The 25716-nt window shown below is 68.9% G+C and carries 19 protein-coding genes and 2 rRNA genes; 15 read left to right on the plus strand and 6 right to left on the minus strand.

Translation table 11 applies throughout. The features are described 5' to 3' along the window. Window positions 1-42: 42 nt before the first annotated feature. Entirely contained in the window at window positions 43-849 is an 807-nt protein-coding gene (locus tag OIB37_RS20865) for a hypothetical protein (protein ID WP_330459124.1), read from the plus strand. Window positions 850-983: 134 nt separating this feature from the next. Here the strand turns inward: OIB37_RS20865 and disA are convergent, their stop codons facing one another. Both disA and radA read right to left on the minus strand, forming a co-directional pair. Further along, window positions 984-2108 carry a DNA integrity scanning diadenylate cyclase DisA gene (gene disA / locus OIB37_RS20870; protein ID WP_330459125.1) on the minus strand — a complete coding sequence of 375 codons (1125 nt, stop codon included), beginning with the start codon at window positions 2106-2108 and terminating at the stop codon, window positions 984-986. Between the two features lie 79 nt (window positions 2109-2187). Beyond that, window positions 2188-3597 (minus strand): DNA repair protein RadA, encoded by a 1410-nt coding sequence (gene radA / locus OIB37_RS20875; protein WP_330459126.1) that lies wholly within the window; start codon window positions 3595-3597, stop codon window positions 2188-2190. Window positions 3598-3860: 263 nt separating this feature from the next. Here radA and OIB37_RS20880 point away from each other — a divergent pair, with 263 nt between their 5' ends. After that, complete coding sequence (locus tag OIB37_RS20880) at window positions 3861-5705, plus strand: BACON domain-containing protein (RefSeq protein WP_330459127.1); 1845 nt, start codon at window positions 3861-3863, stop codon at window positions 5703-5705. Between the two features lie 188 nt (window positions 5706-5893). On the opposite strand, the gene OIB37_RS20885 is transcribed toward OIB37_RS20880, so the two are convergent. Further along, complete coding sequence (locus OIB37_RS20885; RefSeq protein WP_443058280.1) at window positions 5894-6685, minus strand: hypothetical protein; 792 nt, start codon at window positions 6683-6685, stop codon at window positions 5894-5896. 161 nt (window positions 6686-6846) lie between these two features. Here OIB37_RS20885 and OIB37_RS20890 point away from each other — a divergent pair, with 161 nt between their 5' ends. From OIB37_RS20890 to ilvD, 4 genes are all read left to right on the plus strand, one after another. Next, a complete protein-coding gene (locus OIB37_RS20890) occupies window positions 6847-7779 on the plus strand; it encodes a Ppx/GppA phosphatase family protein (RefSeq protein WP_330459129.1) in 933 nt (310 codons plus the stop codon). A gap of 139 nt (window positions 7780-7918) precedes the next feature. Next, window positions 7919-8740: a sugar phosphate isomerase/epimerase family protein gene (locus OIB37_RS20895; protein ID WP_330459130.1), complete on the plus strand. Its 822-nt coding sequence runs from the start codon at window positions 7919-7921 to the stop codon at window positions 8738-8740. Beyond that, entirely contained in the window at window positions 8737-9342 is a 606-nt protein-coding gene (locus tag OIB37_RS20900; protein WP_330459131.1) for a TetR/AcrR family transcriptional regulator, read from the plus strand. Before OIB37_RS20895 ends, OIB37_RS20900 begins: the two co-directional genes overlap by 4 nt. Window positions 9343-9593: 251 nt before the next feature. Then, window positions 9594-11447, plus strand: coding sequence for a dihydroxy-acid dehydratase (gene ilvD / locus OIB37_RS20905; RefSeq protein ID WP_330459132.1), 1854 nt, complete (start codon window positions 9594-9596; stop codon window positions 11445-11447). A gap of 50 nt (window positions 11448-11497) precedes the next feature. On the opposite strand, the gene OIB37_RS20910 is transcribed toward ilvD, so the two are convergent. Next, window positions 11498-13612 (minus strand): serine/threonine-protein kinase, encoded by a 2115-nt coding sequence (locus OIB37_RS20910; protein ID WP_330459133.1) that lies wholly within the window; start codon window positions 13610-13612, stop codon window positions 11498-11500. A 179-nt stretch (window positions 13613-13791) separates the two neighbouring features. On the opposite strand from OIB37_RS20910, the gene OIB37_RS20915 reads away from it, so the two are divergent. The 7 genes from OIB37_RS20915 to proC all read left to right on the plus strand — a co-directional run bounded on the left by OIB37_RS20915 (window position 13792) and on the right by proC (window position 18726). Further along, window positions 13792-14112: an SH3 domain-containing protein gene (locus OIB37_RS20915; protein WP_330459134.1), complete on the plus strand. Its 321-nt coding sequence runs from the start codon at window positions 13792-13794 to the stop codon at window positions 14110-14112. 21 nt (window positions 14113-14133) lie between these two features. Then, complete coding sequence (locus OIB37_RS20920; RefSeq protein ID WP_443058184.1) at window positions 14134-14508, plus strand: hypothetical protein; 375 nt, start codon at window positions 14134-14136, stop codon at window positions 14506-14508. 42 nt (window positions 14509-14550) lie between these two features. Beyond that, window positions 14551-15084 (plus strand): EamA/RhaT family transporter, encoded by a 534-nt coding sequence (locus OIB37_RS20925; RefSeq protein ID WP_330459135.1) that lies wholly within the window; start codon window positions 14551-14553, stop codon window positions 15082-15084. Window positions 15085-15217: 133 nt separating this feature from the next. Further along, a complete protein-coding gene (locus OIB37_RS20930) occupies window positions 15218-16009 on the plus strand; it encodes a class I SAM-dependent methyltransferase (RefSeq protein WP_330459136.1) in 792 nt (263 codons plus the stop codon). Window positions 16010-16167: 158 nt separating this feature from the next. Beyond that, a complete protein-coding gene (locus tag OIB37_RS20935; protein ID WP_330459137.1) occupies window positions 16168-16998 on the plus strand; it encodes an ABC transporter ATP-binding protein in 831 nt (276 codons plus the stop codon). Continuing rightward, on the plus strand, window positions 16995-17777 hold the full coding sequence (locus tag OIB37_RS20940; protein ID WP_330459138.1) for an ABC transporter permease: 783 nt from the start codon (window positions 16995-16997) through the stop codon (window positions 17775-17777). Before OIB37_RS20935 ends, OIB37_RS20940 begins: the two co-directional genes overlap by 4 nt. 136 nt (window positions 17778-17913) lie before the next feature. Continuing rightward, window positions 17914-18726: a pyrroline-5-carboxylate reductase gene (proC, locus tag OIB37_RS20945; protein WP_330459139.1), complete on the plus strand. Its 813-nt coding sequence runs from the start codon at window positions 17914-17916 to the stop codon at window positions 18724-18726. 97 nt (window positions 18727-18823) lie between these two features. Here the strand turns inward: proC and trpS are convergent, their stop codons facing one another. Beyond that, window positions 18824-19852 (minus strand): tryptophan--tRNA ligase, encoded by a 1029-nt coding sequence (trpS, locus tag OIB37_RS20950; protein WP_330459140.1) that lies wholly within the window; start codon window positions 19850-19852, stop codon window positions 18824-18826. Beyond that, on the minus strand, window positions 19849-20064 hold the full coding sequence (locus OIB37_RS20955; RefSeq protein WP_330459141.1) for a hypothetical protein: 216 nt from the start codon (window positions 20062-20064) through the stop codon (window positions 19849-19851). The genes trpS and OIB37_RS20955 overlap by 4 nt, the downstream gene beginning before the upstream one ends. A gap of 615 nt (window positions 20065-20679) precedes the next feature. On the opposite strand from OIB37_RS20955, the gene OIB37_RS20960 reads away from it, so the two are divergent. Further along, window positions 20680-22205 (plus strand): 16S ribosomal RNA (locus OIB37_RS20960). 309 nt (window positions 22206-22514) lie between these two features. After that, window positions 22515-25655 (plus strand): 23S ribosomal RNA (locus tag OIB37_RS20965). The 16S and 23S rRNA genes sit together here, the layout of an rRNA operon. The last annotated feature ends 61 nt before the right edge of the window (window positions 25656-25716 follow it).

Here is a 25716-nt window from a genome sequence, read left to right on the forward strand (position 1 = left end):
GTGACGCAGGCAAGCGGCGCGATCTCTCGTACAGTTTGCGCCGTGGGATCTTTGCGCAATCCGGTCGGGCCGCTTCCCTCCTCCATCTACTGGCGACGGAGGGTCGTCATCGTGTCCGTGGTGACCCTGTTGGCACTGCTGGGCACCTGGATCGTCGTGTCCGGCCGCGGGGGCGGCAAGAAGGACGCCGACGGGTCCAACGGCAAGAATCCCGCGTCCACGATCACACCGGGCCCCTCTTCCTCCGGTCCCGCGATCAGTCAACACCCGGGCGGGCGCGACGAGTCGGGCGGCGCGGGCTCCGACGGGGGCGGCTCCGGCGGCGGTTCGGGTTCCTCCGGCTCGGGCTCGTCCGGCTCCGGTGACGGCTCGGGCGGTGGCCGGGGCTCCGGCTCGGGCGCCGGTGACGTCGCCGCGGGCGACGCGCTGCCCGCCTCCGCCTCGCTGCCCAACTGTCCTTCCGGCGCACTGTCGTTGAGCCTGCACAGCACGCACAACTCCTACTCTCCGGACCAGACGCCCACCTTCGAACTCAGCGTGAAGAACTCCTCGTCCACCGACTGCAAGGCCGACCTCGGCCCCAAGAAGGCGGTGTTGACGATCACGCCGGCCGACGGGGACGACACGCTCTGGTCCTCGGCCGACTGCCCCAAGGACCCGGCCGCTCTCGAGTTCCGGGTGTCCGCCGGCCAGGTCATCACCTACACGGTGAAGTGGGACCGCAAGGCGAGCGCTCCGCGGTGCGCGAGGCCGACGCCGGGCTCGGCGAAGCCGGGGACGTATCTGCTGGAGGCGAAGGCGCCGGGCGTCGCGAAGACGCAGACGTCCTTCGTGCTGTCGGCCGACTAGGTCCTGTCGTTCGACGACAGGACCTGTGCCTGTCGGGCGGACCATGCCACAGACGGCGGACGGCGGACGGCGGACGGCGGACGGCGGACGGCAGACGGCAGACGGCACACGGCCGCGCCGAAAGCCGGACGAAGCTAGACGTACCGTTCCAGGATCGACGACTCGGCCAGGCGCGACAGTCCTTCGCGCACGCTTCGGGCCCGGGCCTCGCCCACACCGTCCACCGCCTGAAGGTCGTCGACACTCGCCGCGAGCAGCTTCTGCAGGCCGCCGAAGTGCTCCACCAGGCGGTCGATGATCGCGCCGGGCAGCCGCGGCACCTTCGCCAGCAGCCGGAAGCCCCGCGGGGACACCGAGGAGTCGAGGGTCTCGGGGGAACCGGTGTAGCCCAGAGCCCGCGCCACCGTGCCCATCTCCAGCAGCTCGGCGTGGGTCAGCGCGTCCAGCTCGGACAGCGCCTCCTCGACCGTGCGGGACCGCTTCGCCGTCGGCTCGGGGACGTAGTCCCGGACGACCAGCTCACGGTCGGGCTCGACGCCCGCGATCAACTCCTCCAGCTGGAGCGCGAGGAGACGGCCGTCCGTACCCAGCTCGACCACGTACTCGGCGATCTCCGTGGCGATGCGCCGGACCATCTCCAGACGCTGCGCGACGGCCGACACGTCCCGGACCGTGACCAGGTCCTCGATCTCCAGCGCCGACAGCGTGCCCGCGACCTCGTCCAGACGCAGCTTGTACCGCTCCAGGGTGGCCAGCGCCTGGTTCGCGCGGGACAGGATCGCCGCCGAGTCCTCCAGCACGCGCCGCTGCCCGTCGACGTACAGGGCGATCAGCCGCATGGACTGGGAGACCGAGACGACCGGGAAACCGACCTGCTTGGAGACCCGGTCGGCGGTGCGGTGACGGGTGCCCGTCTCCTCGGTGGGGATCGTCGGGTCCGGCACCAGCTGCACGCCGGCCCGCAGGATCTTCGACAGGTCGGAGGAGATGACGATGCCGCCGTCCAGTTTGCACAGCTCCCGCAGCCGCGTCGCCGTGAACTCCACGTCCAGGACGAACCCGCCGGTGGACATCGTCTCCACCGTCTTGTCGCAGCCGAGGACGATCAGACCGCCGGTGTTGCCGCGCAGGACACGCTCGAGGCCGTCGCGCAGGGCCGTACCGGGAGCCACGGCGCTCAGCGAGGCGCGCATCAGGCCATCGGTACCGGCACTGCCACCGGACTTTCCGGGAGCTGCTGCCCGGTCGTTGGCTGCCACTGCACTCCTCCGGTCGCAGGTTCTGACGCGCTCCCGTCCCGCACTCGGTTCGTACGGACGGGCGAGACCTGCGCAAAGTCTACCGGCGGTCCTCCGCCTCCCGGGGGGCCTCTCGGCGAGGGGAGCGCGGCAGGACCCTGAGCGCGTCGCCCATGTCGGCGACCTCCAGAACCTTCATCCCGGCGGGCACCTTGCCAGGATCGCCCGGCACCAGCGCGTGCGTGAAACCGAGCCGGTGCGCCTCGGCGAGCCTGCGCTGCACACCTGTGACGCGTCTGACCTCACCCGCCAGACCCACCTCGCCGATGGCGACGAGGTTCTTCGGCAGCGGGGTGTCGCTGGCGGCCGAGGCCAGCGCGAGCGCGATCGCGAGGTCCGCGGCCGGCTCGGACAGCTTCACGCCGCCGACGGTCGCGGAGTAGATGTCCCGCTTGCCCAGCGCACTGATCCGCCCGCGCTGCTCCAGCACCGCCAGCATCATCGACACCCGGGAGGTCTCCAGGCCCGAGGTGGTGCGGCGCGGAGAGGGGATCTGGGAGTCGACGGTCAGCGCCTGCACCTCGGCGACCAGCGGGCGGCGGCCTTCGAGGGTGACGGTCAGGCAGGTGCCGGGGACCGGCTCGTCGCGCCGGGTCAGGAAGAGCCCGCTGGGGTCGGCGAGCCCCGTGATGCCCTCGTCGTGCAGCTCGAAGCAGCCGACCTCGTCCGTGGTGCCGTAGCGGTTCTTCACGCCGCGCACCAGGCGCAGGCGCGCGTGCCGGTCGCCCTCGAAGTGCAGGACGACGTCCACCAGGTGCTCCAGCAGCCGGGGGCCGGCGATCGTGCCGTCCTTGGTGACATGGCCCACCAGCAGCGTGGACATCCCGCGCTCCTTGGAAGCGCGGATCAGGGCGCCGGCCACCTCGCGGACCTGGGCCATGCCGCCGGGCGCGCCGTCGATCTCCGGGGAGGCCACCGTCTGTACCGAGTCGAGGATCAGCAGGGACGGCTTGACCGCGTCCAAGTGGCCGAGGACGGCGGACAGATCGGTCTCGGCGGCCAGGTAGAGGTGGTCGTCGAGGGCGTTGATGCGGTCCGCGCGCAGTCGCACCTGGCTCGCCGACTCCTCACCGGTCACATAGAGGGTGCGGTGCTCCTCGCTCGCCGCCTTGGCCGCCACGTCCAGCAGCAGGGTGGACTTGCCGACGCCGGGTTCGCCCGCGATCAGCACCACCGCGCCGGGTACGAGACCGCCGCCGAGCACCCGGTCCAGCTCGGGCACGCCGGTCGTGCGGGCCGTGGCCTGGCGGCCGTCGACCTGGCTGATGGGCACCGCGGAGCTGGTGACGCGGCCCGGGGCCGTCGTACGCACCGCGGGCGCGCCGTACTCCTCGACCGTGCCCCAGGCCTGGCACTCCGGGCAGCGGCCGAGCCACTTGGCCGTCTGCCAGCCGCACTCGGTGCAGCGGTAGGACGGTCGGTCCTTGGTGGTCTTGGTACGGGCAGCCATGCGGAAACCGTAGCCCGCCGCACTGACAACGCCCTCCCGCTCCCGGCGCATGCGGGGAGCGACGAGCGCGCGAGGCGGGGCGTGGGGCGCACGAAGGGGGCTCTGAGGCACGTGTGAGTGGCCCGGTATCGGCCACGGCCCATCGGTTTCGAGCCGCCTGGTGAAAGGCCCCTGTCCCCTTATGAGGGATCGTTTCACCCGTACGGATTAAAAGTGCTCAAGGCGTCGGAAGGGCCACTGCGGCGCCGCCTACGGTCGCACAGGTGATGAGCAGCAGCCCGGAGACCACGACCCGCACCCCCGGCGCGCATCGGGCGCACCGGGAAGCGCGCGACCGCGTCGCCGCGCGCACCGTCGCCCAGCGGCCGCCCGCGCGCTACGAGCCGTACCTCGACGGCCTGTTCACCTACTGCCTGTCGGTGCTGTGCGACCACGACGCGGCCACCGCCGCCCTCGGGGACGTCCTCGCGCTCGCCGAGCGGCGCGGGCAGCGCGTCCCGGAGGCCTCCGCCGACCGCAGGGCCTGGCTGTACGCCCTGGCCCGCTGGGCGTGCCTGCGAGGGCTGGCCCAGGCCAAGCAGAAACGTCAGGGCACCCACGCGGCGGGCCGTCCCGCGGGTACGTCGACCGGCACGACGACCGGCACGACGACCGGCACGACGACCGGTACGTCGACCAGCACGAGGACGGGTGCGAAGGCGGACGCGAAGACGGGTGCGAAGGCAGACGCGAAGGCGGGCGCGAGGACTGGCGCGAAGGGCGGCGGCGCGCAGGTTCCCGACCCGGCCGTTCCCCCGGAGGTGAAGGAGCGGCGGTGCCGCGAACTCGCCCTGCTCGCCTGGCCGGAGGCGGCCGGCACCACACCCGAGCAGCGCGAGGCCCTGGAACTGGCCGTCCGCCACCACCTCGCGGCGGACGAGGTCGCCGCCGTGCTCGGCATGGAGCCCGCCGCCGCGCGCGAGCTGCTGTCCTCCGCCGCGTGCGAGGTCGAGCGCACGCGTGCCGCCCTCGCCGTGGTCGAGACCGGCGGCTGCCCGAGCGTGGCCCACCTCACCGGCGACAGCCGGCTGGTGCTCAGCGCCGCCCTGCGCCGCGAACTGGTCCGGCACGTCGACGACTGCCCGCGCTGCCGCCGGACCGCCGAGCGCGCGGTTCCCGGCCGCTGGCCCGGCGACGCGGTCACCCCCGCCGAACTGCCCGTGCTGGAGGCGCCCCGCGCGGCCCTGCACGTCGCCCTGGCCCACCACCCGCGCACGCGGGGCGCCGCCGTGCCGCGCTTCGACCGGCGCGGCTTCCCGATGGACCCCAAGGACCGCGCGGCCCGCCGCGACCGGCTCCGCGCGCGTGCCGTCACCACGACGGTCGTCGCCACCGTCGTCGCCGCTCCCGTACTCGCCCTGTGGGCCGCCTACCGGGGCGGGCCCACCGCCGACGCGGACGGCAGGTCCGCCACCGCGCGCGAGGCGGGGGGACCCGGAGCGCTGGGCAGCGACGCGGGCGGCGGTTACGAGAACGCGGGCAACGCGCGCGTGAAGCCCGGCGCCCGGCTCATCCATGACGGCAAGGCGGACGTGTCCGTGGCGGTCGTCAGCGTCGCCGGAGCCGGCAAGAAGGGCGCCGGACACCTCGCGGTCGCCGCGGGGAACGACGGCGACACCACGCTGATCACCCTCACCGCGTCGGGCTCCGCACCGGTGCGCTGGTCCGCCTCCACCTCGGCGCCCTGGCTCTACCTGAGCAGGTCCTCGGGAACCCTCGACCCCGGCGACACACTGACCATCAAGGTGTACGTGGACCACCTCCGCGAGCCGGCCGGTCACTGGCACGCGCAGGTGGCGGTCTCCCCGGCGGGCGCCGTGGTCACCATCGACGGCTACGGCACGGCCCCCACCGGCCCCTCGACCCGGCCTAGTCCGTCGGCCTCTCCCCCCGACCCGACGCCTCCGACCACACCCCCCACGGACCCGCCCACCAGCGAGTCGCCGTCCCCGGCGGACCCCACGCCCACCCCGACGGACCCGGACCCGGACCCGACCCCGACGGACCCGCCCGACTCCTCCTCCCCGCCCCCGCCCGACGACGGCAGCTCCACCCCTGCGGGCGGCTAGCCACAGGGGGAGGGCGCGGGGGAGAGGGAAGGGCAGGCCCATGCCCCGGCTCGGACAACGGGCGGACGCCCGTCGAAGACAACGGGCGGACGCCGGTCAAAGACAACGGGCGGCGACGACCGGGGAAACCCCGGCCGCCGCCGCCCGCGAACCGTCCGCCTCAGGCGGTCCGTTCCGCCCGTTCCGCCTCAGCCGGCCCGTTCCGGGTCGGCCGGGTGCGGGGCCACCATCGGCAGCCGCGATGCCAGCCGCTGCTCGCACAGCTCGACCAGGCGGTCGTAACCGGCCTTGCCCATCAGTTCGGTCAGTTCGGCACGGTAGGACACGTACACCGGATCACCCGCGCCGTGTGCCGAGGTGGCCGAGGTGCACCACCAGTGCAGGTCATGGCCGCCCGGGCCCCAGCCGCGGCGGTCGTACTCGCCGATGGACACCTGGAGGACCCGCGTGTCGTCCGGGCGGTCGATCCAGTCGTACGTCCGCCGGATCGGGAGCTGCCAGCAGACGTCCGGCTTGGTCTCCAGGGGCTCGCGGCCCTCCTTCAGCGCGAGGATGTGCAGCGAGCAGCCCGCGCCGCCGGCGAAGCCCGGCCGGTTCTGGAAGATGCAGGAGCCCTGGAAGGGGCGGGTCTGCCGGTCGCCGTCCTCGTCCTCCGAGGTCCAGCCGTTGCTCGTGCCCTCGGCATGGTGCTGCCAGATGTCCGGGGTGAGCCGGGCCACGCTCTGCGCCACCCGCTTCTCGTCGTCCTCGTCCGAGAAGTGCGCGCCCAGTGAGCAGCACCCGTCGTCCGCGCGGCCCGCCTGGATGCCCTGGCAGCCGCTGCCGAAGATGCAGTTCCAGCGAGAGGTCAGCCATGTCAGATCGCAGCGGAAGATCTGCTCGTCGTCCGCCGGATCAGGGAACTCCACCCACGCCCGCGCGAAGTCGAGCCCCTTCTCGTCGCTCACCTTCGAGGCCTTTTTGGACGTGGACGCCTTCACCCGCGAGGAATCCTTCGAGCCCTTGGAGGATTTGGACGTCTTGTCGGCCTTGGGAGCCTTTTCGTCCTTCGCCTTTTTCGTCTTTGGCACCCGTCCAGGGTAAGTCGCCCGAAGCCGCTCCCGGGACCGAGGCCGGAGCTTGTGGCAGTAGCGTTCCGTACATGAGACTCGGTGTCCTGGACGTGGGTTCGAACACGGTGCATCTGCTGGTGGTGGACGCCCACCCCGGTGCCCGCCCGCTGCCCGCGCATTCGTACAAGGCCGAGCTGCGGCTCGCCCAGCTGCTCGACGACGGCGGTGCCATCGGCGACGAGGGCATCGAGAAGCTCGTCGCCGTCGTACGGGACGCCCTCCAGGCCGCCGAGGACAAGGGAGTGGAGGACCTGCTGCCGTTCGCGACCTCCGCCGTCCGGGAGGCCGGCAACGCCGACGAGGTCCTCACGCGCGTGGAAGAGGAGACCGGCGTACGGCTCCAGGTTCTCTCCGGCGCCGAGGAGGCCCGGCTCACCTTCCTCGCCGTACGCCGCTGGTTCGGCTGGTCCGCCGGAAAGCTGCTGGTCCTGGACATCGGCGGCGGTTCCCTGGAGATCGCCTACGGCATCGACGAGGAACCGGACGCGGCCGCCTCCCTGCCACTCGGCGCCGGCCGCCTCACCGCCGGCTGGCTGCCCGGTGACCCGCCCGGATCCGAGGAGGTCCGCACCCTGCGCCGGCACGTCCGCACGGAGATCGCCCGCACGGTCGGCGAGTTCAGCCGCTTCGGCGCCCCCGACCACGTGGTCGCCACCTCCAAGACCTTCAAGCAGCTGGCCCGCATCGCCGGCGCCGCCCGCACCGCCGACGGCCTCTACGTCCAGCGCGAGCTCAAGCGTGAGTCCCTGGAGGCCTGGGTCCCGCGCCTGTCCGCCATGACCGCGCGGCAGCGCGCCGAACTCCCCGGTGTCTCCGACGGCCGCGCCGGCCAGATACTCGCCGGCGCCCTGGTGGCCGAGGCCACGATGGACCTGTTCGGCGTGGAGAGCCTGGAGATCTGCCCCTGGGCCCTGCGCGAGGGCGTGATCCTGCGACGCCTGGACCACATGGGAACCGCGTGATCCACGCCTGACTCACGCGTGACGCACGCGAGGGGCGCCCGCCGCCGCGCGGCTCGCCGCGCGGTGCCCGCACCCGCGAAATGACCCATCTCACAACGGCGAAGAGGTACCCGGCGCCTGCCCCGCCCCACCCCGTAAGGTGACGCACGTGGCTGAACCAACAGACGTGCGCGTCGCGCTGTCGACCGCCTCCGTGTACCCGGAGTCGACGGCGACGGCCTTCGAGATCGCCGCGCGCCTCGGCTACGACGGCGTCGAGGTCATGGTGTGGACCGACCCGGTCAGCCAGGACGTCGACGCCCTGCGCCGCCTCTCCGACCACCACGGCGTCCCGATCCTGGCCGTCCACGCGCCCTGCCTGCTGATCACGCAGCGCGTCTGGTCCACCGACCCCTGGACCAAGCTCCAGCGGGCCCGGGCGGCCGCCGAGAAGCTGGGCGCCTCGACCGTCGTCGTCCACCCGCCGTTCCGCTGGCAGCGGCAGTACGCCCGCGACTTCGTCAGCGGGATCTGGCGGATGGCGGACGAGACCGACGTACGGTTCGCCGTCGAGAACATGTACCCCTGGCGCTACCGCGACCGCGAGATGCTCGCCTACGCGCCCGAGTGGGACGTCACCAAGGACGACTACCGGCACTTCACGATCGACCTCAGCCACACGGCGACCGCCCGCACGGACGCCCTGGCCATGATCGACCGCATGGGCGAGCGCCTCGGCCACGTCCATCTCGCCGACGGCCGGGGCTCGGCCAAGGACGAGCACCTGGTGCCCGGCCGCGGCACCCAGCCCTGCGCCGAGCTGCTGGAGCGGCTCGCGCTCACCGGGTTCGACGGCCACGTCGTCATCGAGGTCAACACCCGGCGGGCGATGTCAGGCGCCGAGCGCGAGGCCGATCTCGCCGAGGCCCTGGCCTTCACCCGCAAGCACCTGGCCTCCGCGGTGAAGGTGCCCCGGCGATGACCGGGCCCACGGCCCGGCGGCGAGGGCGGCCCCCGCGTGCCGAATCCACCGACACCCGCGACCGCATCCTCACCGCCGCCCGCGAGGAGTTCTCCGAGCGCGGGTACGAGAAGACGTCCGTACGCGGCATCGCCAAGGCCGCCGGTGTCGACTCGGCCCTGGTCCACCACTACTTCGGCACCAAGGAACAGGTCTTCGAGGCCGCCGTCGAGGTCGCCTTCGCACCCGCGCTCAACGCGCCGGACGCGCTCGCCGACGCCCCCGTGGACGCGGTCGGCGAGCGGCTCACCCGCTTCGTCTTCGGCATCTGGGAGAACCCCACCACCCGTGCCCCGCTCCTGGCGATCGTGCGCTCGGCCGTGAACAACGACACCGCCGCCGCCGTCTTCCGCCGCCTCGTCGCCTCCCAGCTGCTGCGCCGCATCGCCTCCCAGCTGGACCTGCCGGACGCGGAACTGCGCGCCGAACTGGCGGCCGCGCAGCTGGTGGGTACGGCGATGCTGCGTTACGTGATCAAGGTCGAGCCGCTGGCCTCGGCCGACCTGGAGCAGATCATCGCGCGGGTGGCGCCGGTGGTGCAGGGGCATCTGACGAACGCGTGAGGTCTTGCTCTGCGGCCGGGCTGGGCGGGCTGGCCGGGCGGCACCGGCGGGGTGAACCGAGGCGCCGGGCCGGGTCCGAGGCCCCCGCGCCGAGCCCCGGGCTCCCCTCCCCGTCGAGACACGCGTCCCGCATTCCGGACAGCGTGTCCCGCCCCCTGGATGACCGGCGTACGCTCGGCACCAGTCGGAAGTCTCTCTGATCAGCCTCTCTGATCAGCCTCTCTGATCGGTCCCTGAAGGAGCGAGCGACCATGCCCGAGCTGAGGTCCCGCACAGTCACCCACGGCCGCAACATGGCGGGCGCCCGCGCCCTCATGCGTGCTTCCGGTGTACCCGGTGCGGACATCGGCCGGAAGCCGATCATCGCCGTCGCCAACTCCTTCACGGAGTTCGTGCCGGGCCACACCCACCTCCAGCCGGTCGGCCGGATCGTCAGCGAGGCGATCCGCGAGGCGGGCGGCATCCCGCGCGAGTTCAACACGATCGCGGTCGACGACGGCATCGCGATGGGCCATGGGGGCATGCTGTACTCCCTGCCCTCCCGCGACCTGATCGCCGACTCCGTCGAGTACATGGTCGAGGCCCACTGCGCCGACGCCATGATCTGCATCTCCAACTGCGACAAGATCACCCCGGGCATGCTGCTGGCGGCCCTGCGTCTGAACATCCCGACGGTGTTCGTCTCCGGCGGCCCCATGGAGTCCGGCCGCGCCACGCTGGTCGACGGCACGGTCCGCACCCTCGACCTGGTCGACGCGATCTCCGACGCCGTCAACGACAAGATCTCCGACGAGGACATCCTCCGCATCGAGGAGAACGCCTGCCCCACCTGCGGCAGCTGTTCCGGCATGTTCACCGCCAACTCGATGAACTGCCTGGCCGAGGCCATCGGCCTCGCCCTCCCCGGCAACGGCTCGGTCCTCGCCACGCACACGGCCCGTAAGGCCCTCTACGAGGACGCGGCCCGCACGGTCATGGACATCACCCGCCGCTACTACGAGCAGGACGACGAGTCGGTCCTGCCCCGCAACGTCGCCACCTTCCAGGCCTTCGAGAACGCCATGGCCCTGGACATCGCGATGGGCGGCTCCACCAACACGATCCTGCACCTGCTGGCCGCCGCCCAGGAGGCCGGCGTCCCCTTCGGCCTGGAGCAGATCGACGCCGTCTCGCGCCGGGTGCCCTGCCTGGCGAAGGTGGCCCCCAACGTCGCGAAGAACCGCACGTACTACATGGAGGACGTGCACCGCGCCGGCGGCATCCCCGCCCTGCTCGGCGAACTGCACCGCGCGGGCCTGCTCAACGAGGACGTCCACGCCGTGCACAGCCCCTCGCTGGGCGACTGGCTGAAGACCTGGGACGTGCGCGGCGGCTCGCCCTCGCCGGAGGCCGTCGAAATGTGGCACGCGGCGCCGGGCTGCGTGCGCTCCGCCGAGGCCTTCTCCCAGTCCGAGCGATGGGAGTCCCTGGACGACGACGCCGAGAACGGCTGCATCCGCTCCGCCGAGCACGCCTACTCCAAGGACGGCGGCCTCGCGGTCCTCAGGGGCAACCTGGCCGTCGACGGCTGCGTGGTCAAGACCGCCGGTGTCGACGAGTCGATCTGGACCTTCGAGGGCCCGGCCGTGGTCTGCGAGTCCCAGGAGGAGGCCGTCCAGCGCATCCTCACCCAGGAGGTCAAGGACGGCGACGTCGTCGTCATCCGCTACGAGGGCCCCAAGGGCGGCCCCGGCATGCAGGAGATGCTCTACCCGACCTCGTACCTGAAGGGCCGCGGCCTCGGCAAGAGCTGCGCCCTGATCACCGACGGCCGCTTCTCGGGCGGCACCTCCGGCCTCTCCATCGGCCACGCCTCCCCCGAGGCGGCCTCCGGCGGCACCATCGCCCTCGTCCGGGACGGCGACCGCATCCGCATCGACATCCCGAACCGCACGATCGAGCTGCTCGTCGACGACGCCGAACTGGCGCGGCGCGATCAGGCGTTGGGCGGCGTGTACGCCCCGAAGGACCGCGACCGCAAGGTCTCGGCGGCTCTGCGGGCCTACGCGGCGATGGCGACCAGCGCGGACAAGGGCGCGGTGCGTGACGTCACCAAGCTCGGCTGAACGACCGTGACCGACAGGGGCCGCCTCCGACGAGGCGGCCCCTTCGCACGTCACCAGGCCGAGGGATCACGTCCGTCGACGGTGAAGACGGTGCCGTCGGGGGCGGTGGCGTAGAGGTGGCCGTCGGCGAGCAGGGGTGCGGGCAGATCGGCGGTGAGCTCGTCCGAGTGCGCGCCCAGCCGTGGCGGAGTCTGACCCAGGAGGCGTCCGTCGCCGGCGTCGACGGCGAGCAGACGGCCGTCGGCGGCCGAGAAGTACACGTGGTCACCCGAGGCCACCGGGGCCGAGCCGCGGCTCACGGACGTCTGCAGACTCCACAGCCGTTTGCCGGTGGCGACGTCGAAGGCTTCCAGCGCCCCGTCGGTGGCCAGGAGGTAGACGACTCCGCCGTGCACACCGGCCTGGGGTGCCAGGCGCGGGACGGGAAGTGCGACCCGGCGCAGTGACTTCGAGGCCGGCGTGTAGCGAAGCACCCCCGTCGTGTCCCCGGTGGTGCTGTCGACGGACAGCAGGTACAGGGTGCCGTCCTGACTGCCGACAGGTCTCAGCGTCCCGTCCAGGCGCGCTCCCCAGCGTGCGGCACCGGTGGCCGGGTCCACGGCGGTGACGTCCGAGTGCGTTCCGTCTTCGGACGTGGTGACCGCGTACGCCAGCGGGTCGCCGGCGAACATGGCCAGGGAGGGCGTCCCCGTGCCGGAGATCCGCCGGTGCCACCTCTCGTCGCCGGACCCGCCGTCGAGACCGGTCACCGATCCGTCGGGGTCGGCGAGGAGGAGCGTGCCGCCGGCGAGGAGCGTGCCCCCGTGCGCGGGTATGTCCCGCGACCAGCGGGTCCGGCCCGACACGGGATCGAGCGTCTCCACACGGCGGTCCCCGTCCACCGGCAGCCGAAGCAGACCGTCGGCCAGGACCGGCGTGCCGCTGGTGCGTTCCCCGGCGACGGACCGCCGCCACAGGGGAGTCCCGTCCGTCGCGTCGAGGGCGAAGGCCAGCCCGGAGCGGAAGCAGAACAACTTCCCGGAGCCGTAGGAGCATCGGGGCATCCCCGAGCCTTCACCGGCCGGGTTCGCCCGCCAGGGTGCGAACCCGGCCGGGGCGCTCCGCACGCCGGCCCTCGGCACCGGAGCGTCGCTGTCGCCGAGCCACTGCACCATGGCCGTCGCACCGCTCACGACAAGGGCGAATACCCCGGCGCCGAGCGCCACGTTTCTGCGGAGACGGCGGCCCGGCCGTCGTGGGGGCGCCGCACCAGGTGACTCCTGCGCCGGCGCGTCCTTCCTCTCCGGCGCGCCCTTCCTCGTCCGCTGCTCCGGTATGAACGCCTGTGTGTCGTACAACGCCGCCACCGACCGGAGTTCCCGCATCAGCTCGTCCGGGGTCGGCCGGTCCTCCGGCTCCTTGGCGAGGCAGCGCAGCACCAGGGGCGCGAGGCTCTCGGGCATTCCGGTCAGGTCGGGCTCGTCATGGACGACCTGGTACGCGACGACGTACGGACTGTCGGAGTCGAACGGCCCCCGCCCGGTCGCCGCGTGCACCATCAGCGACCCGAGCGCGAAGATGTCGGCGGCGGGCCCGACCTCCCTCGGCCGCCGGAACTGCTCGGGTGCCATGAAGGGGGGCGTGCCGATCAGCTTGCCGGTCTCGGTGCGCAGTTCGCTGTTCTTGGGCCGGGAGATGCCGAAGTCGATGACCTTCGGTCCGTCCTCGGCGAGCAGCACGTTGCCCGGCTTCAGATCGCGGTGGACGACTCCGACGCGATGGATGTCGCGCAGCGCCTCCGCGAGCCCGGCCATCAGCCGGCGCAACCGGGCAGGCTCCATGGGGCCGTTGTCCTTGATCTGGTCGGACAGCGTCGGCCCCGGAATGAACAGTGTGGCCATCCAGGGCCGCCCGGCCTCCGGGTCGGCGTCGACGACGGGCGCGGTGAACGCGCCGCTCACCGTCCTGGCGGCGGCGACTTCCTGCCGGAACCGGCTTCTGAACTCGGGGTCCTTGGCGTACCCGGCATGGACGACCTTCACCGCGAGCTTCATCCCCGAGGCGCTGCGGGCCAGATGGACGACGCCCATGCCCCCGGAGCCCAGACGCGACTCCAGGCGGTAGTGACCGGCGTACTCCGGAAGTTCCGCTTCCGCGCTCGCTCCGGTGTTGCGCTGTGGCGCCATGAACCACCCCCGTGCTGTTCGTTCGCGCGCGCGACCCACGGAGCCTATTCGATGACCCGAGCGAGGCAGAGGAGGCTTGTCGGAGTGCCTGTGCGAGTTGTAAACACGTGTTTCACAGATCGTTTCGGGGGAATCAACGGGGCCCATGGCCGTCATGGGGATCAACGGGGAGGTCCGTCATGTCAGTTGAGCGTGCGGAGGAAGTGGTGGGTGCCGGGGAACCGGACGCGGCCGTACGGGGGGCGTCCGTGCGTACGTACCCGGTCGCCCCGGGGCTCCGCCTGAACGTCCGCAGCGGCCCGGGCACCAACTACGGCGTCGTCCGCCAGCTGCCGGAGGGGACCCGCGTCCCGGTCTTCTGCCAGACGCCGGGCACGACGGTGGCGGGGTACTACGGCACGTCGAACATCTGGGACAACATCGACAACGGCGAGTTCGTCTCGGACACCTACGTACAGACCGGCAGCGACGGCTATGTGGCCGACCGCTGCGCCCGATGATGCGCGAGTGGCAGGAGTGAGATGACTTTCCGGAAGAACAGGCCCGCTTTGCTCGCGGGTGCCGCAGGCGCCCTTCTCCTGGTGATGGGCTCGGCGACCGCCGCCGACGCGGCCACCACGACCCCGGCCACGGCGGGTGCGCCCACGGTCCGGTACTACCCGATCGCCCCGGGCGTCAGCGTGAACGTCCGCAGTGGCCCCGGCACCGGCTACAACATCACCCGCGTACTGCTCGAAGGCGCCATGGTCCCGGTGTACTGCCAGACGCCGGGCACGACGGTGTCGGGGTACTACGGCACGTCGAACATCTGGGACAACATCAGCAACGGCGAGTTCGTCTCGGACACCTACGTGCACACCGGCAGCGACGGCTACATCGCCGACCCCTGCGCCTGACCCCGCCCGGGGCTCGCGCCCGGCCGGAGCCATAATCGTCCCGTGAGCGACGAAACCGGCACCCCGGCCACCCCCGCGAGCCCCACGGTCGGCGGTGCGGCACAGGGCGCCGGCCCCCGCCCCGAGCCCCTGCGCTTCTTCGGTACGTCCTGGATGAACCACGACGACGGGTATGCGGCCCGCCGCGCCGGCGTGGCCGTCGGCTCCCTCGCCGCGGCGGCCGCCGCCTGCCTCGTCCTGGGCTTCGCCTACCAGGGACTCCAGATCGCCGACAGCGGCTCCTTCGTGACCGTCCTGGTCGTCGCCATGTTCGCGATCTGCAGCGCGCTCGCCTTCCGCAACACCTGGGAGGGCTTCGGCAAGCGCCACGACCCCCGGCGCCAGGCCTCCCTACGCGGCCTGCTCGCCATCGGCTTCGTCGGCTCCCTCCTCGCCTACTTCTTCCGCTCCCTCACCGAGGCGCCGGGCGAAAGGCTCCACCGCACGGAACACGAAAAGGCCCGCGAGGAATTCGAGCGCCGCTCCTCCCGCCGGACCGGCAATCCGTCGAAGCGGAAGCAGCAGCGAAAGCAGTAGGCAAGGCAGCGGCTGCGGAAGCAGCCAAAACGGTGGGGCGGAGAGAAAGCGGCGGGTAAAAGGGGAGACAAGGAGGGGCGGGCCTTCTGACAACCCGCTGCCCCTCCAGCCCCACCTCGCGCACCATGACGACATGACTGCGTTCGCCACCGCCTCCCCCGAGCCGCCGCGCGCCCTCCGCGCCCGTTCCTTCGACGCCGCCGCGGCCCAGTACGCCGCGAGCCGCCCCTCCTACCCGCCCGCCCTCTTCGACGCCGTCGAGGAACTGGCCGGGCGCCCCCTGGCCGGAGCGCGGGCCGTGGACGTCGGCGCCGGTACCGGTATCGCGACCGCACTGCTGGACGCGCGTGGCGCGGAGGTCCTCGCGGTCGAGCCCGGGGACGGCATGGCCGCCGAGTTCCGCCGCACGCTGCCCCACATCCCGATCGTCCGGGGCAACGGCAACGCCCTGCCCGTGGCCGACGCCCGCGCGGACTTCCTCACCTACGCCCAGGCCTGGCACTGGACCGAGCCGGCCCGCGCGGTGCCGGAGGCGCTGCGCGTCCTGCGGCCGGGCGGCGCGCTGGCCCTGTGGTGGAACACCCATGCCCTCGACGTCGAGTGGATCGCCGAGGCCACCGACCGCGCCGGCCGCTTCTTCGGCGTCGAGCTCGCCGCCGAGAAGAGCAAGGTCGCCCACCGCGTCGAGCACGCCGACCCCAGCGGCCGGCTCCGCTTCAGCCGCCGCACGGTCCGCTGGAGTCGGCGCGTCCCGATCGACACCCACCTCGCCAACGTCGGCAGCCACTCCCTCCTGCTCGTCACCCCCGAGGAACGCAGGGCCGCCTTCCTGGAAGCGGAGCGCGGCCATCTGCTGAAGGCCTTCCCGGACGGCGTCGTCGAGGAGACGTACGACGTCTTCCTGCTCGTGGCCACCAAGCCCTGACAAGCCCTGACAAGCCCTGACCCAGCCCCCCGACCCCCAGACCCCGTCACGCTCCCTCCAGCGGCGGCCCGGTTCCTGAACCCGGCCGCCGCCTTCGTGTACGGCGCACCGGGCCGACCCCCTTGACGGCGCCCACCCACCGGAACATTATTCATCGCATGATGAATTATATGCTCGGCCAACCCCACCCCCCGGCACCCGACGCCGTCCACGCCGACGGACTCACCGTCGTCCGCGGCCCCCGAACCGTCCTGCACGACCTCCACTTCACCGTCCCCCGCGGCCAGATCACCGGCCTGCTCGGCCCCTCCGGCTGCGGCAAGTCGACCCTGATGCGCTCCATCGTCGGCACCCAGGCGAAGGCCACCGGCACCCTCGACGTACTCGGCCGCCCCGCCGGCCACCCCACCCTGCGCAGCCGCATCGGCTACGTCACCCAGGCCCCCTCCGTCTACGACGACCTCACCGTCCGACAGAACCTCGACTACTTCGCCGCGATCCTCGACCCCGGCCGGGCCGCCGCCGAACGCCGGCACGATGTCGACCGGGTCCTCACCGACGTCGACCTCACCAGCCACGCCGACGCCCTCGCCGGCAACCTCTCCGGCGGTCAGCGAGGCCGCGTCTCCCTCGCCGTCGCCCTCCTCGGCAGCCCCGAACTCCTCGTCCTCGACGAGCCGACCGTCGGCCTCGATCCGGTCCTGCGCCGCGACCTGTGGGCCCTCTTCGACGACATCGCCGCCACCCGCGGCGCCACCCTCCTCGTCTCCTCGCACGTCATGGACGAGGCCGAGCGCTGCCACCGCCTCCTCCTCATGCGCGACGGCCGGATCCTCGCCGACGACACTCCCGAGGCCCTGCGCGCCCGCACCGGCACCGACACCGTCGAGGCCGCATTCCTGCACCTGGTCGACGAAGCGGCGGCCATGGAGGCAGGCGCCACGGAAACCGGCGCCACGGACCGCACCAAGGAGACGACGACCCGATGAGCACGACGACCCCCGCCACTCGCGCCGTGCCGACCGGCGCGTTCAACGCCTCGCGCACCACCGCCACCGCGGCCCGCGTCCTGCGCCAGCTCCGCCACGACCCGCGGACCATCGCGCTGATGATCCTCATCCCCTGTCTGATGCTGATCCTGCTGCGTTACGTCTTCGACGCCAGCCCGCGCACCTTCGACAACATCGGCGCCTCACTGCTCGGCGTCTTCCCGCTGATCACGATGTTCCTGGTCACCTCCATCGCCACCCTGCGCGAACGCACCTCGGGCACGCTCGAACGACTCCTCGCCATGCCCCTGGGCAAGGCCGACCTCATCGCCGGTTACGCCCTCGCCTTCGGCGCGGTCGCCGTCGTCCAGTCCGCCCTGGCCACAGGACTCGCGGTCTGGGTCCTCGGTCTCGACGTCACCGGCTCACCCTGGCTGCTGCTGCTCGTCGCCCTCCTCGACGCCCTGCTCGGCACGGCCCTCGGCCTCTTCGTCTCGGCCTTCGCCGCCTCCGAGTTCCAGGCGGTCCAGTTCATGCCGGCGGTGATCTTCCCCCAGCTCCTCCTCTGCGGACTCTTCACTCCCCGTTCCGCCATGCACCCGGCCCTGGAGGCGATCTCCGACGTCCTGCCGATGTCGTACGCCGTCGACGGCATGAACCAGGTCCTCCACCACACCGACGTGACCACGACCTTCGTCCGCGATGTCCTGATCGTGGCCGGCTGCGCGGTACTGGTGCTGGCCCTGGGCGCGGCCACCTTGCGCCGCCGCACGGTCTGACACCCGGGGGGTCCAGGGGGCACAGCCCCTGACGCCCTCACCGCCACCGGTCACCTGCCGACCGGCACGGTCAGTCGCCGTCCGTCCAGCGGACAATTCCTCCGCACCCCGTACCCCCGGTGCGAGGATGAGCCGCATGAGCCAGAAAGTCGCAGTCCTCGGCACAGGCAAGATCGGCGAAGCCCTGCTCAGCGGGATGATCCGGGGCGGCTGGGCCCCCGCGGACCTCCTGGTCACCGCCCGCCGCCCGGAACGCGCCGAAGAACTCCGCACCCGCTACGGAGTCACCCCGGCCACCAACGCCGAGGCCGCCAAGACCGCCGACACCCTGATCCTCACGGTCAAGCCCCAGGACATGGGCGCCCTCCTGGACGAGCTCGCCCCGCACGTCCCCGCCGACCGCCTGGTCATCAGCGGAGCCGCCGGCATCCCCACCTCCTTCGTCGAGGAGCGCCTCGCCGCGGGCACCCCGGTGGTCCGTGTCATGACCAACACGCCCGCTCTCGTGGACGAGGCCATGTCCGTCATCTCGGCCGGCAGCCACGCCACCACCGACCACGTCGCCACCGCCGAGGAGATCTTCGGCGCCGTCGGCAAGACCCTCCGCGTCCCCGAGACCCAGCAGGACGCGTGCACCGCGCTGTCCGGCTCCGGCCCGGCCTACTTCTTCTACCTGGTCGAAGCCATGACGGACGCCGGCATCCTGCTCGGCCTGCCCCGCGACAAGGCCCACGACCTCATCGTCCAGTCCGCCATCGGCGCCGCGGTGATGCTCCGCGACAGCGGCGAGCACCCCGTCAAGCTCCGCGAGAACGTCACCTCCCCGGCCGGTACGACCATCAACGCCATCCGCGAACTCGAGAACCACGGCGTCCGCGCCGCCCTCATCGCCGCCCTCGAAGCCGCCCGCGACCGCAGCCGCGAGCTGGCCTCGGGCAAGAAGGACTGACCCACCCGCACGCACCGCCCCGCGGGTGGGACGAGCCCGACCGGACGACCTCCGCACGCGCGGGCGCGTGCGCGTGCGCGTGCGGAGGTAAAGGCACCTACGAGACGGCGTTCAACGCCGCGGGCTCCGGGACGGGCGGCAGCAGCCCGATGGCCCGGTAGGCCGTATCGACGGTCGGCCGGGCCATCGCCCGAGCCTTCTCCGCACCATCCCGGAGCACCCCCTCCACATAAGCGGGATCCGCGCACAACTCCCTGTGCCTCGCCTGCACGGGCCGCAGCACCTCCACCACGGCGTCCGCGGTGTCCTTCTTCAAAGCGCCGTACGACTCGTAAACGGACGCCAGTGACTCAGGGTTCCCGTTCGTGCACGCTGCGAGAATCTCCAGCAGATTCGCGATGCCCGGGCGCCCCTCCGGGTCGTACTCCACCTCCCGGCCGCTGTCGGTCACGGCCCGCATCACCTTTCTGCGCACCGCGTCCGGCTCGTCGAGCAGATAGACGATCCCCGGCCCCGAGTCGTCGGACTTCCCCATCTTCGACGCCGGGTCCTGGAGGTTCATCACGCGCGCGGCCACCTGCGGAGGAGTCGCCCTCGGCACCACGAACGTGTGCCCGTACCGCTGGTTGAACCGCACCGCCAGATCCCGCGCCAGCTCCACGTGCTGCGCCTGGTCGTCCCCCACCGGTACCTCGTCGGCGTTGTAGGCGAGGATGTCCGCCGCCATCAGCACCGGATACGTCAGCAGGGACAGGCGCAGACTCCCGCCACGCTCGCGCTCCCGCGCGGCCTTCTCCTTGTACTGGATCATCCGCCGCATCTCGCCGTCGGTCGCCACGCACTCCAGCAGGTACGACAGCCGCGCGTGCTCGTCGACATGGCTCTGCACGAAGACGGTGCACAGCCGCGGATCCACCCCAGCCGCCAGCAGCAGCGTCGCCGCCTGCCGGCTGAGCCTGCGCACCCGCGCCGGATCGTGGGCCACGGTCAGCGCGTGCAGATCGACGACGCAGAACAACGCCTCCGACCGGTGCTGGTCCACCTCGGCCCAGCGCCGCATGGCTCCCAGGTAGTTCCCCAGCGTCAGGTGCCCGGTCGGCTTGACCCCGCTGAAGACTCGCGTCATCTCCACTCCACCTCCTGGTCGAGACCGCCGCCCCTGCGGCCGGCTCCCGACTCCTGGAGGGAGATACGAGTACGGCCGCCGAAGCGGCGGCCGTTGAGTGCATACGTGCGTACGGCCGCCGTCAGGCGGCCCACCACAGCTGGGTGCACGTACGCGTAGTCACGGCCCCACAGTACGCCGCCGAGGTGCTCCGAGGAGGGGGGTTGACACACCTCCCCCGGACCCGTAGTGTTCTCCGAGTTGTCCGACGTGAGCACCGACTCCGGTCGGCCCCGGACAGCCATTCCGCAGGACCACCCACTGAGCGACACTCCGGTGTCACACGCTTTGGTGTGCGAATTTGCGAAATGAGGAATCCGCGTTCGAAAGGACGCAGCACCCGATTAGCTCGGGGGCCGGGAATCCGCTAAAGTCTCACTCGTCGGAACGGCCCACGGGCCGGGAAGACAACTCCCGCTGACTGGGAATCAGACGCCGAAAGGATCTGATAGAGTCGGAACCGCCGGAAAGGGAAACGCGAGAGCGAGAACCTGGAAAGCACCGAGGAAATCGGATCGGAAAACGATCTGATAGAGTCGGAAACGCAAGACCGAAGGGAAGCGCCCGGAGGAAAGCCCGAGAGGGTGAGTACAAAGGAAGCGTCCGTTCCTTGAGAACTCAACAGCGTGCCAAAAATCAACGCCAGATTAGTTGATACCCCGTCTCCGGTCATCACGATCGGGACGAGGTTCCTTTGAAACAAACACAGCGAGGACGCTGTGAACGGTCGGGCCTATTCCGCCTGACTGTTCCGCTCTCGTGGTGTTCATCCCGATTACGGGAAAACATTCACGGAGAGTTTGATCCTGGCTCAGGACGAACGCTGGCGGCGTGCTTAACACATGCAAGTCGAACGATGAACCACTTCGGTGGGGATTAGTGGCGAACGGGTGAGTAACACGTGGGCAATCTGCCCTTCACTCTGGGACAAGCCCTGGAAACGGGGTCTAATACCGGATAACACTACGGATCTCATGGTCTGTGGTTAAAAGCTCCGGCGGTGAAGGATGAGCCCGCGGCCTATCAGCTTGTTGGTGAGGTAATGGCTCACCAAGGCGACGACGGGTAGCCGGCCTGAGAGGGCGACCGGCCACACTGGGACTGAGACACGGCCCAGACTCCTACGGGAGGCAGCAGTGGGGAATATTGCACAATGGGCGAAAGCCTGATGCAGCGACGCCGCGTGAGGGATGACGGCCTTCGGGTTGTAAACCTCTTTCAGCAGGGAAGAAGCGAAAGTGACGGTACCTGCAGAAGAAGCGCCGGCTAACTACGTGCCAGCAGCCGCGGTAATACGTAGGGCGCAAGCGTTGTCCGGAATTATTGGGCGTAAAGAGCTCGTAGGCGGCTTGTCACGTCGATTGTGAAAGCTCGGGGCTTAACCCCGAGTCTGCAGTCGATACGGGCTAGCTAGAGTGTGGTAGGGGAGATCGGAATTCCTGGTGTAGCGGTGAAATGCGCAGATATCAGGAGGAACACCGGTGGCGAAGGCGGATCTCTGGGCCATTACTGACGCTGAGGAGCGAAAGCGTGGGGAGCGAACAGGATTAGATACCCTGGTAGTCCACGCCGTAAACGGTGGGAACTAGGTGTTGGCGACATTCCACGTCGTCGGTGCCGCAGCTAACGCATTAAGTTCCCCGCCTGGGGAGTACGGCCGCAAGGCTAAAACTCAAAGGAATTGACGGGGGCCCGCACAAGCAGCGGAGCATGTGGCTTAATTCGACGCAACGCGAAGAACCTTACCAAGGCTTGACATATACCGGAAAGCATCAGAGATGGTGCCCCCCTTGTGGTCGGTATACAGGTGGTGCATGGCTGTCGTCAGCTCGTGTCGTGAGATGTTGGGTTAAGTCCCGCAACGAGCGCAACCCTTGTTCTGTGTTGCCAGCATGCCCTTCGGGGTGATGGGGACTCACAGGAGACTGCCGGGGTCAACTCGGAGGAAGGTGGGGACGACGTCAAGTCATCATGCCCCTTATGTCTTGGGCTGCACACGTGCTACAATGGCAGGTACAATGAGCTGCGAAACCGTGAGGTGGAGCGAATCTCAAAAAGCCTGTCTCAGTTCGGATTGGGGTCTGCAACTCGACCCCATGAAGTCGGAGTTGCTAGTAATCGCAGATCAGCATTGCTGCGGTGAATACGTTCCCGGGCCTTGTACACACCGCCCGTCACGTCACGAAAGTCGGTAACACCCGAAGCCGGTGGCCCAACCCCTTGTGGGAGGGAGCTGTCGAAGGTGGGACTGGCGATTGGGACGAAGTCGTAACAAGGTAGCCGTACCGGAAGGTGCGGCTGGATCACCTCCTTTCTAAGGAGCATTTCTAGGCCGCCTAGCGGTCCAGAGGCCAGTACATCGGCGAATGTTCGATGCTGGTTGCTCATGGGTGGAACGTTGATTATTCGGCCGGTACCTCGGGTCGGAGGCTGCTAGTACTGCTCTTAGGAGCGTGGAACGCATGATCTCCGGACGGGAGTCTGGTCGGGCACGCTGTTGGGTATCTGAAGGTACGGCCGAAAGGCTGCCTTCAGTGCCGGCCCCGGTAAAAGTCTGCTTCGGCGGGCTGTGACGGGTGGCTGGTCGTTGTTTGAGAACTGCACAGTGAACGCGAGCATCTGTGGCCAAGTTTTTAAGGGCGCACGGTGGATGCCTTGGCACCAGGAACCGATGAAGGACGTGGGAGGCCACGATAGTCCCCGGGGAGCCGTCAACCAGGCTTTGATCCGGGGGTTTCCGAATGGGGAAACCCGGCAGTCGTCATGGGCTGTCACCCACTGCTGAACACATAGGCAGTGTGGAGGGAACGAGGGGAAGTGAAACATCTCAGTACCCTCAGGAAGAGAAAACAACCGTGATTCCGGGAGTAGTGGCGAGCGAAACCGGATGAGGCCAAACCGTATGCGTGTGATACCCGGCAGGGGTTGCGCATGCGGGGTTGTGGGATCTCTCTTCTGTCGTCTGCCGGCGACAGGACGAGTCAGAAACCGTTGATGTAGACGAAGGACATGCGAAAGGTCCGGCGTAGAGGGTAAGACCCCCGTAGTCGAAACATCAGCGGCTCGTTTGAGAGACACCCAAGTAGCACGGGGCCCGAGAAATCCCGTGTGAATCTGGCGGGACCACCCGCTAAGCCTAAATATTCCCTGGTGACCGATAGCGGATAGTACCGTGAGGGAATGGTGAAAAGTACCGCGGGAGCGGAGTGAAATAGTACCTGAAACCGTGTGCCTACAAGCCGTGGGAGCGTCGCGCATTGAGTTTACTCAATGCGTCGTGACTGCGTGCCTTTTGAAGAATGAGCCTGCGAGTTTGCGGTGTGTTGCGAGGTTAACCCGTGTGGGGAAGCCGTAGCGAAAGCGAGTCCGAATAGGGCGCTGTGTCTAATTTAGATACGTAGTAGCACGCTCAAGACCCGAAGCGGAGTGATCTAGCCATGGGCAGGTTGAAGCGGAGGTAAGACTTCGTGGAGGACCGAACCCACCAGGGTTGAAAACCTGGGGGATGACCTGTGGTTAGGGGTGAAAGGCCAATCAAACTCCGTGATAGCTGGTTCTCCCCGAAATGCATTTAGGTGCAGCGTCGTGTGTTTCTTGCCGGAGGTAGAGCACTGGATAGGCGATGGGCCCTACCGGGTTACTGACCTTAGCCAAACTCCGAATGCCGGTAAGTGAGAGCACGGCAGTGAGACTGTGGGGGATAAGCTCCATGGTCGAGAGGGAAACAGCCCAGAGCATCGACTAAGGCCCCTAAGCGTACGCTAAGTGGGAAAGGATGTGGAGTCGCAGAGACAACCAGGAGGTTGGCTTAGAAGCAGCCACCCTTGAAAGAGTGCGTAATAGCTCACTGGTCTAGTGATTCCGCGCCGACAATGTAGCGGGGCTCAAGCGTACCGCCGAAGTCGTGTCATTGCAGCGTATAGCCCCAACGGGTGCTGTGATGGGTAGGGGAGCGTCGTGTGCCGGGTGAAGCAGCCGCGGAAGCGAGTTGTGGACGGTTCACGAGTGAGAATGCAGGCATGAGTAGCGATACAAACGTGAGAAACGTTTGCGCCGATTGACTAAGGGTTCCTGGGTCAAGCTGATCTGCCCAGGGTAAGTCGGGACCTAAGGCGAGGCCGACAGGCGTAGTCGATGGATAACCGGTTGATATTCCGGTACCCGCTGTGAAGCGTCAAACATCGAACCAGACGATGCTAAGGCCGTGAAGCCGTTCCGGACCCTTCGGGGAAAGGAAAGTGGTGGAGCCGCTGAACCAGATCTGCAGTAGGTGAGTGATGGGGTGACGCAGGAAGGTAGTCCATCCCGGGCGATGGTAGTCCCGGGGTAAGGGTGTAGGACGTGCGATAGGTAAATCCGTCGCACACATAGTCTGAGACCTGATGCCGAGCCGATTGTGGCGAAGTGGATGATCCTATGCTGTCGAGAAAAGCCTCTAGCGAGTTTCATGGCGGCCCGTACCCTAAACCGACTCAGGTAGTCAGGTAGAGAATACCGAGGCGTTCGGGTGAACTATGGTTAAGGAACTCGGCAAAATGCCCCCGTAACTTCGGGAGAAGGGGGGCCATCACCGGTGATTGGATTTACTCCATGAGCTGGGGGTGGCCGCAGAGACCAGCGAGAAGCGACTGTTTACTAAAAACACAGGTCCGTGCGAAGCCGTAAGGCGATGTATACGGACTGACGCCTGCCCGGTGCTGGAACGTTAAGGGGACCGGTTAGTGCGCTTTCGGGCGTGCGAAGCTGAGAACTTAAGCGCCAGTAAACGGCGGTGGTAACTATAACCATCCTAAGGTAGCGAAATTCCTTGTCGGGTAAGTTCCGACCTGCACGAATGGCGTAACGACTTCTCGACTGTCTCAACCATAGGCCCGGTGAAATTGCACTACGAGTAAAGATGCTCGTTTCGCGCAGCAGGACGGAAAGACCCCGGGACCTTTACTACAGTTTGATATTGGTGTTCGGTTCGGCTTGTGTAGGATAGCTGGGAGACTTTGAAGCATGCACGCCAGTGTGTGTGGAGTCGTCGTTGAAATACCAGTCTGGTCGTGCTGGATGTCTAACCTAGGTCCGTGATCCGGATCAGGGACAGTGTCTGATGGGTAGTTTAACTGGGGCGGTTGCCTCCTAAAGAGTAACGGAGGCGCCCAAAGGTTCCCTCAGCCTGGTTGGTAATCAGGTGTTGAGTGTAAGTGCACAAGGGAGCTTGACTGTGAGACCGACGGGTCGAGCAGGGACGAAAGTCGGGACTAGTGATCCGGCGGTGGCTTGTGGAAGCGCCGTCGCTCAACGGATAAAAGGTACCCCGGGGATAACAGGCTGATCTTCCCCAAGAGTCCATATCGACGGGATGGTTTGGCACCTCGATGTCGGCTCGTCGCATCCTGGGGCTGGAGTCGGTCCCAAGGGTTGGGCTGTTCGCCCATTAAAGCGGTACGCGAGCTGGGTTTAGAACGTCGTGAGACAGTTCGGTCCCTATCCGCTGTGCGCGTAGGAATATTGAGAAGGGCTGTCCCTAGTACGAGAGGACCGGGACGGACGAACCTCTGGTGTGCCAGTTGTCCTGCCAAGGGCATGGCTGGTTGGCTACGTTCGGGAGGGATAACCGCTGAAAGCATCTAAGCGGGAAGCCTGCTTCGAGATGAGTATTCCCACCTCCTTGAGAGGGTAAGGCTCCCAGTAGACGACTGGGTTGATAGGCCAGATCTGGAAGCCCGGTAACGGGTGGAGGTGACTGGTACTAATAGGCCGAGGGCTTGTCCTCAGTTGCTCGCGTTCACTGTGTTGGTTCTGAAACCACGAACAGCCCCGCTGTAAAAGGCGGT

The organism is Streptomyces sp. NBC_00820 (assembly GCF_036347055.1).
Lineage (GTDB): Bacteria > Actinomycetota > Actinomycetes > Streptomycetales > Streptomycetaceae > Streptomyces.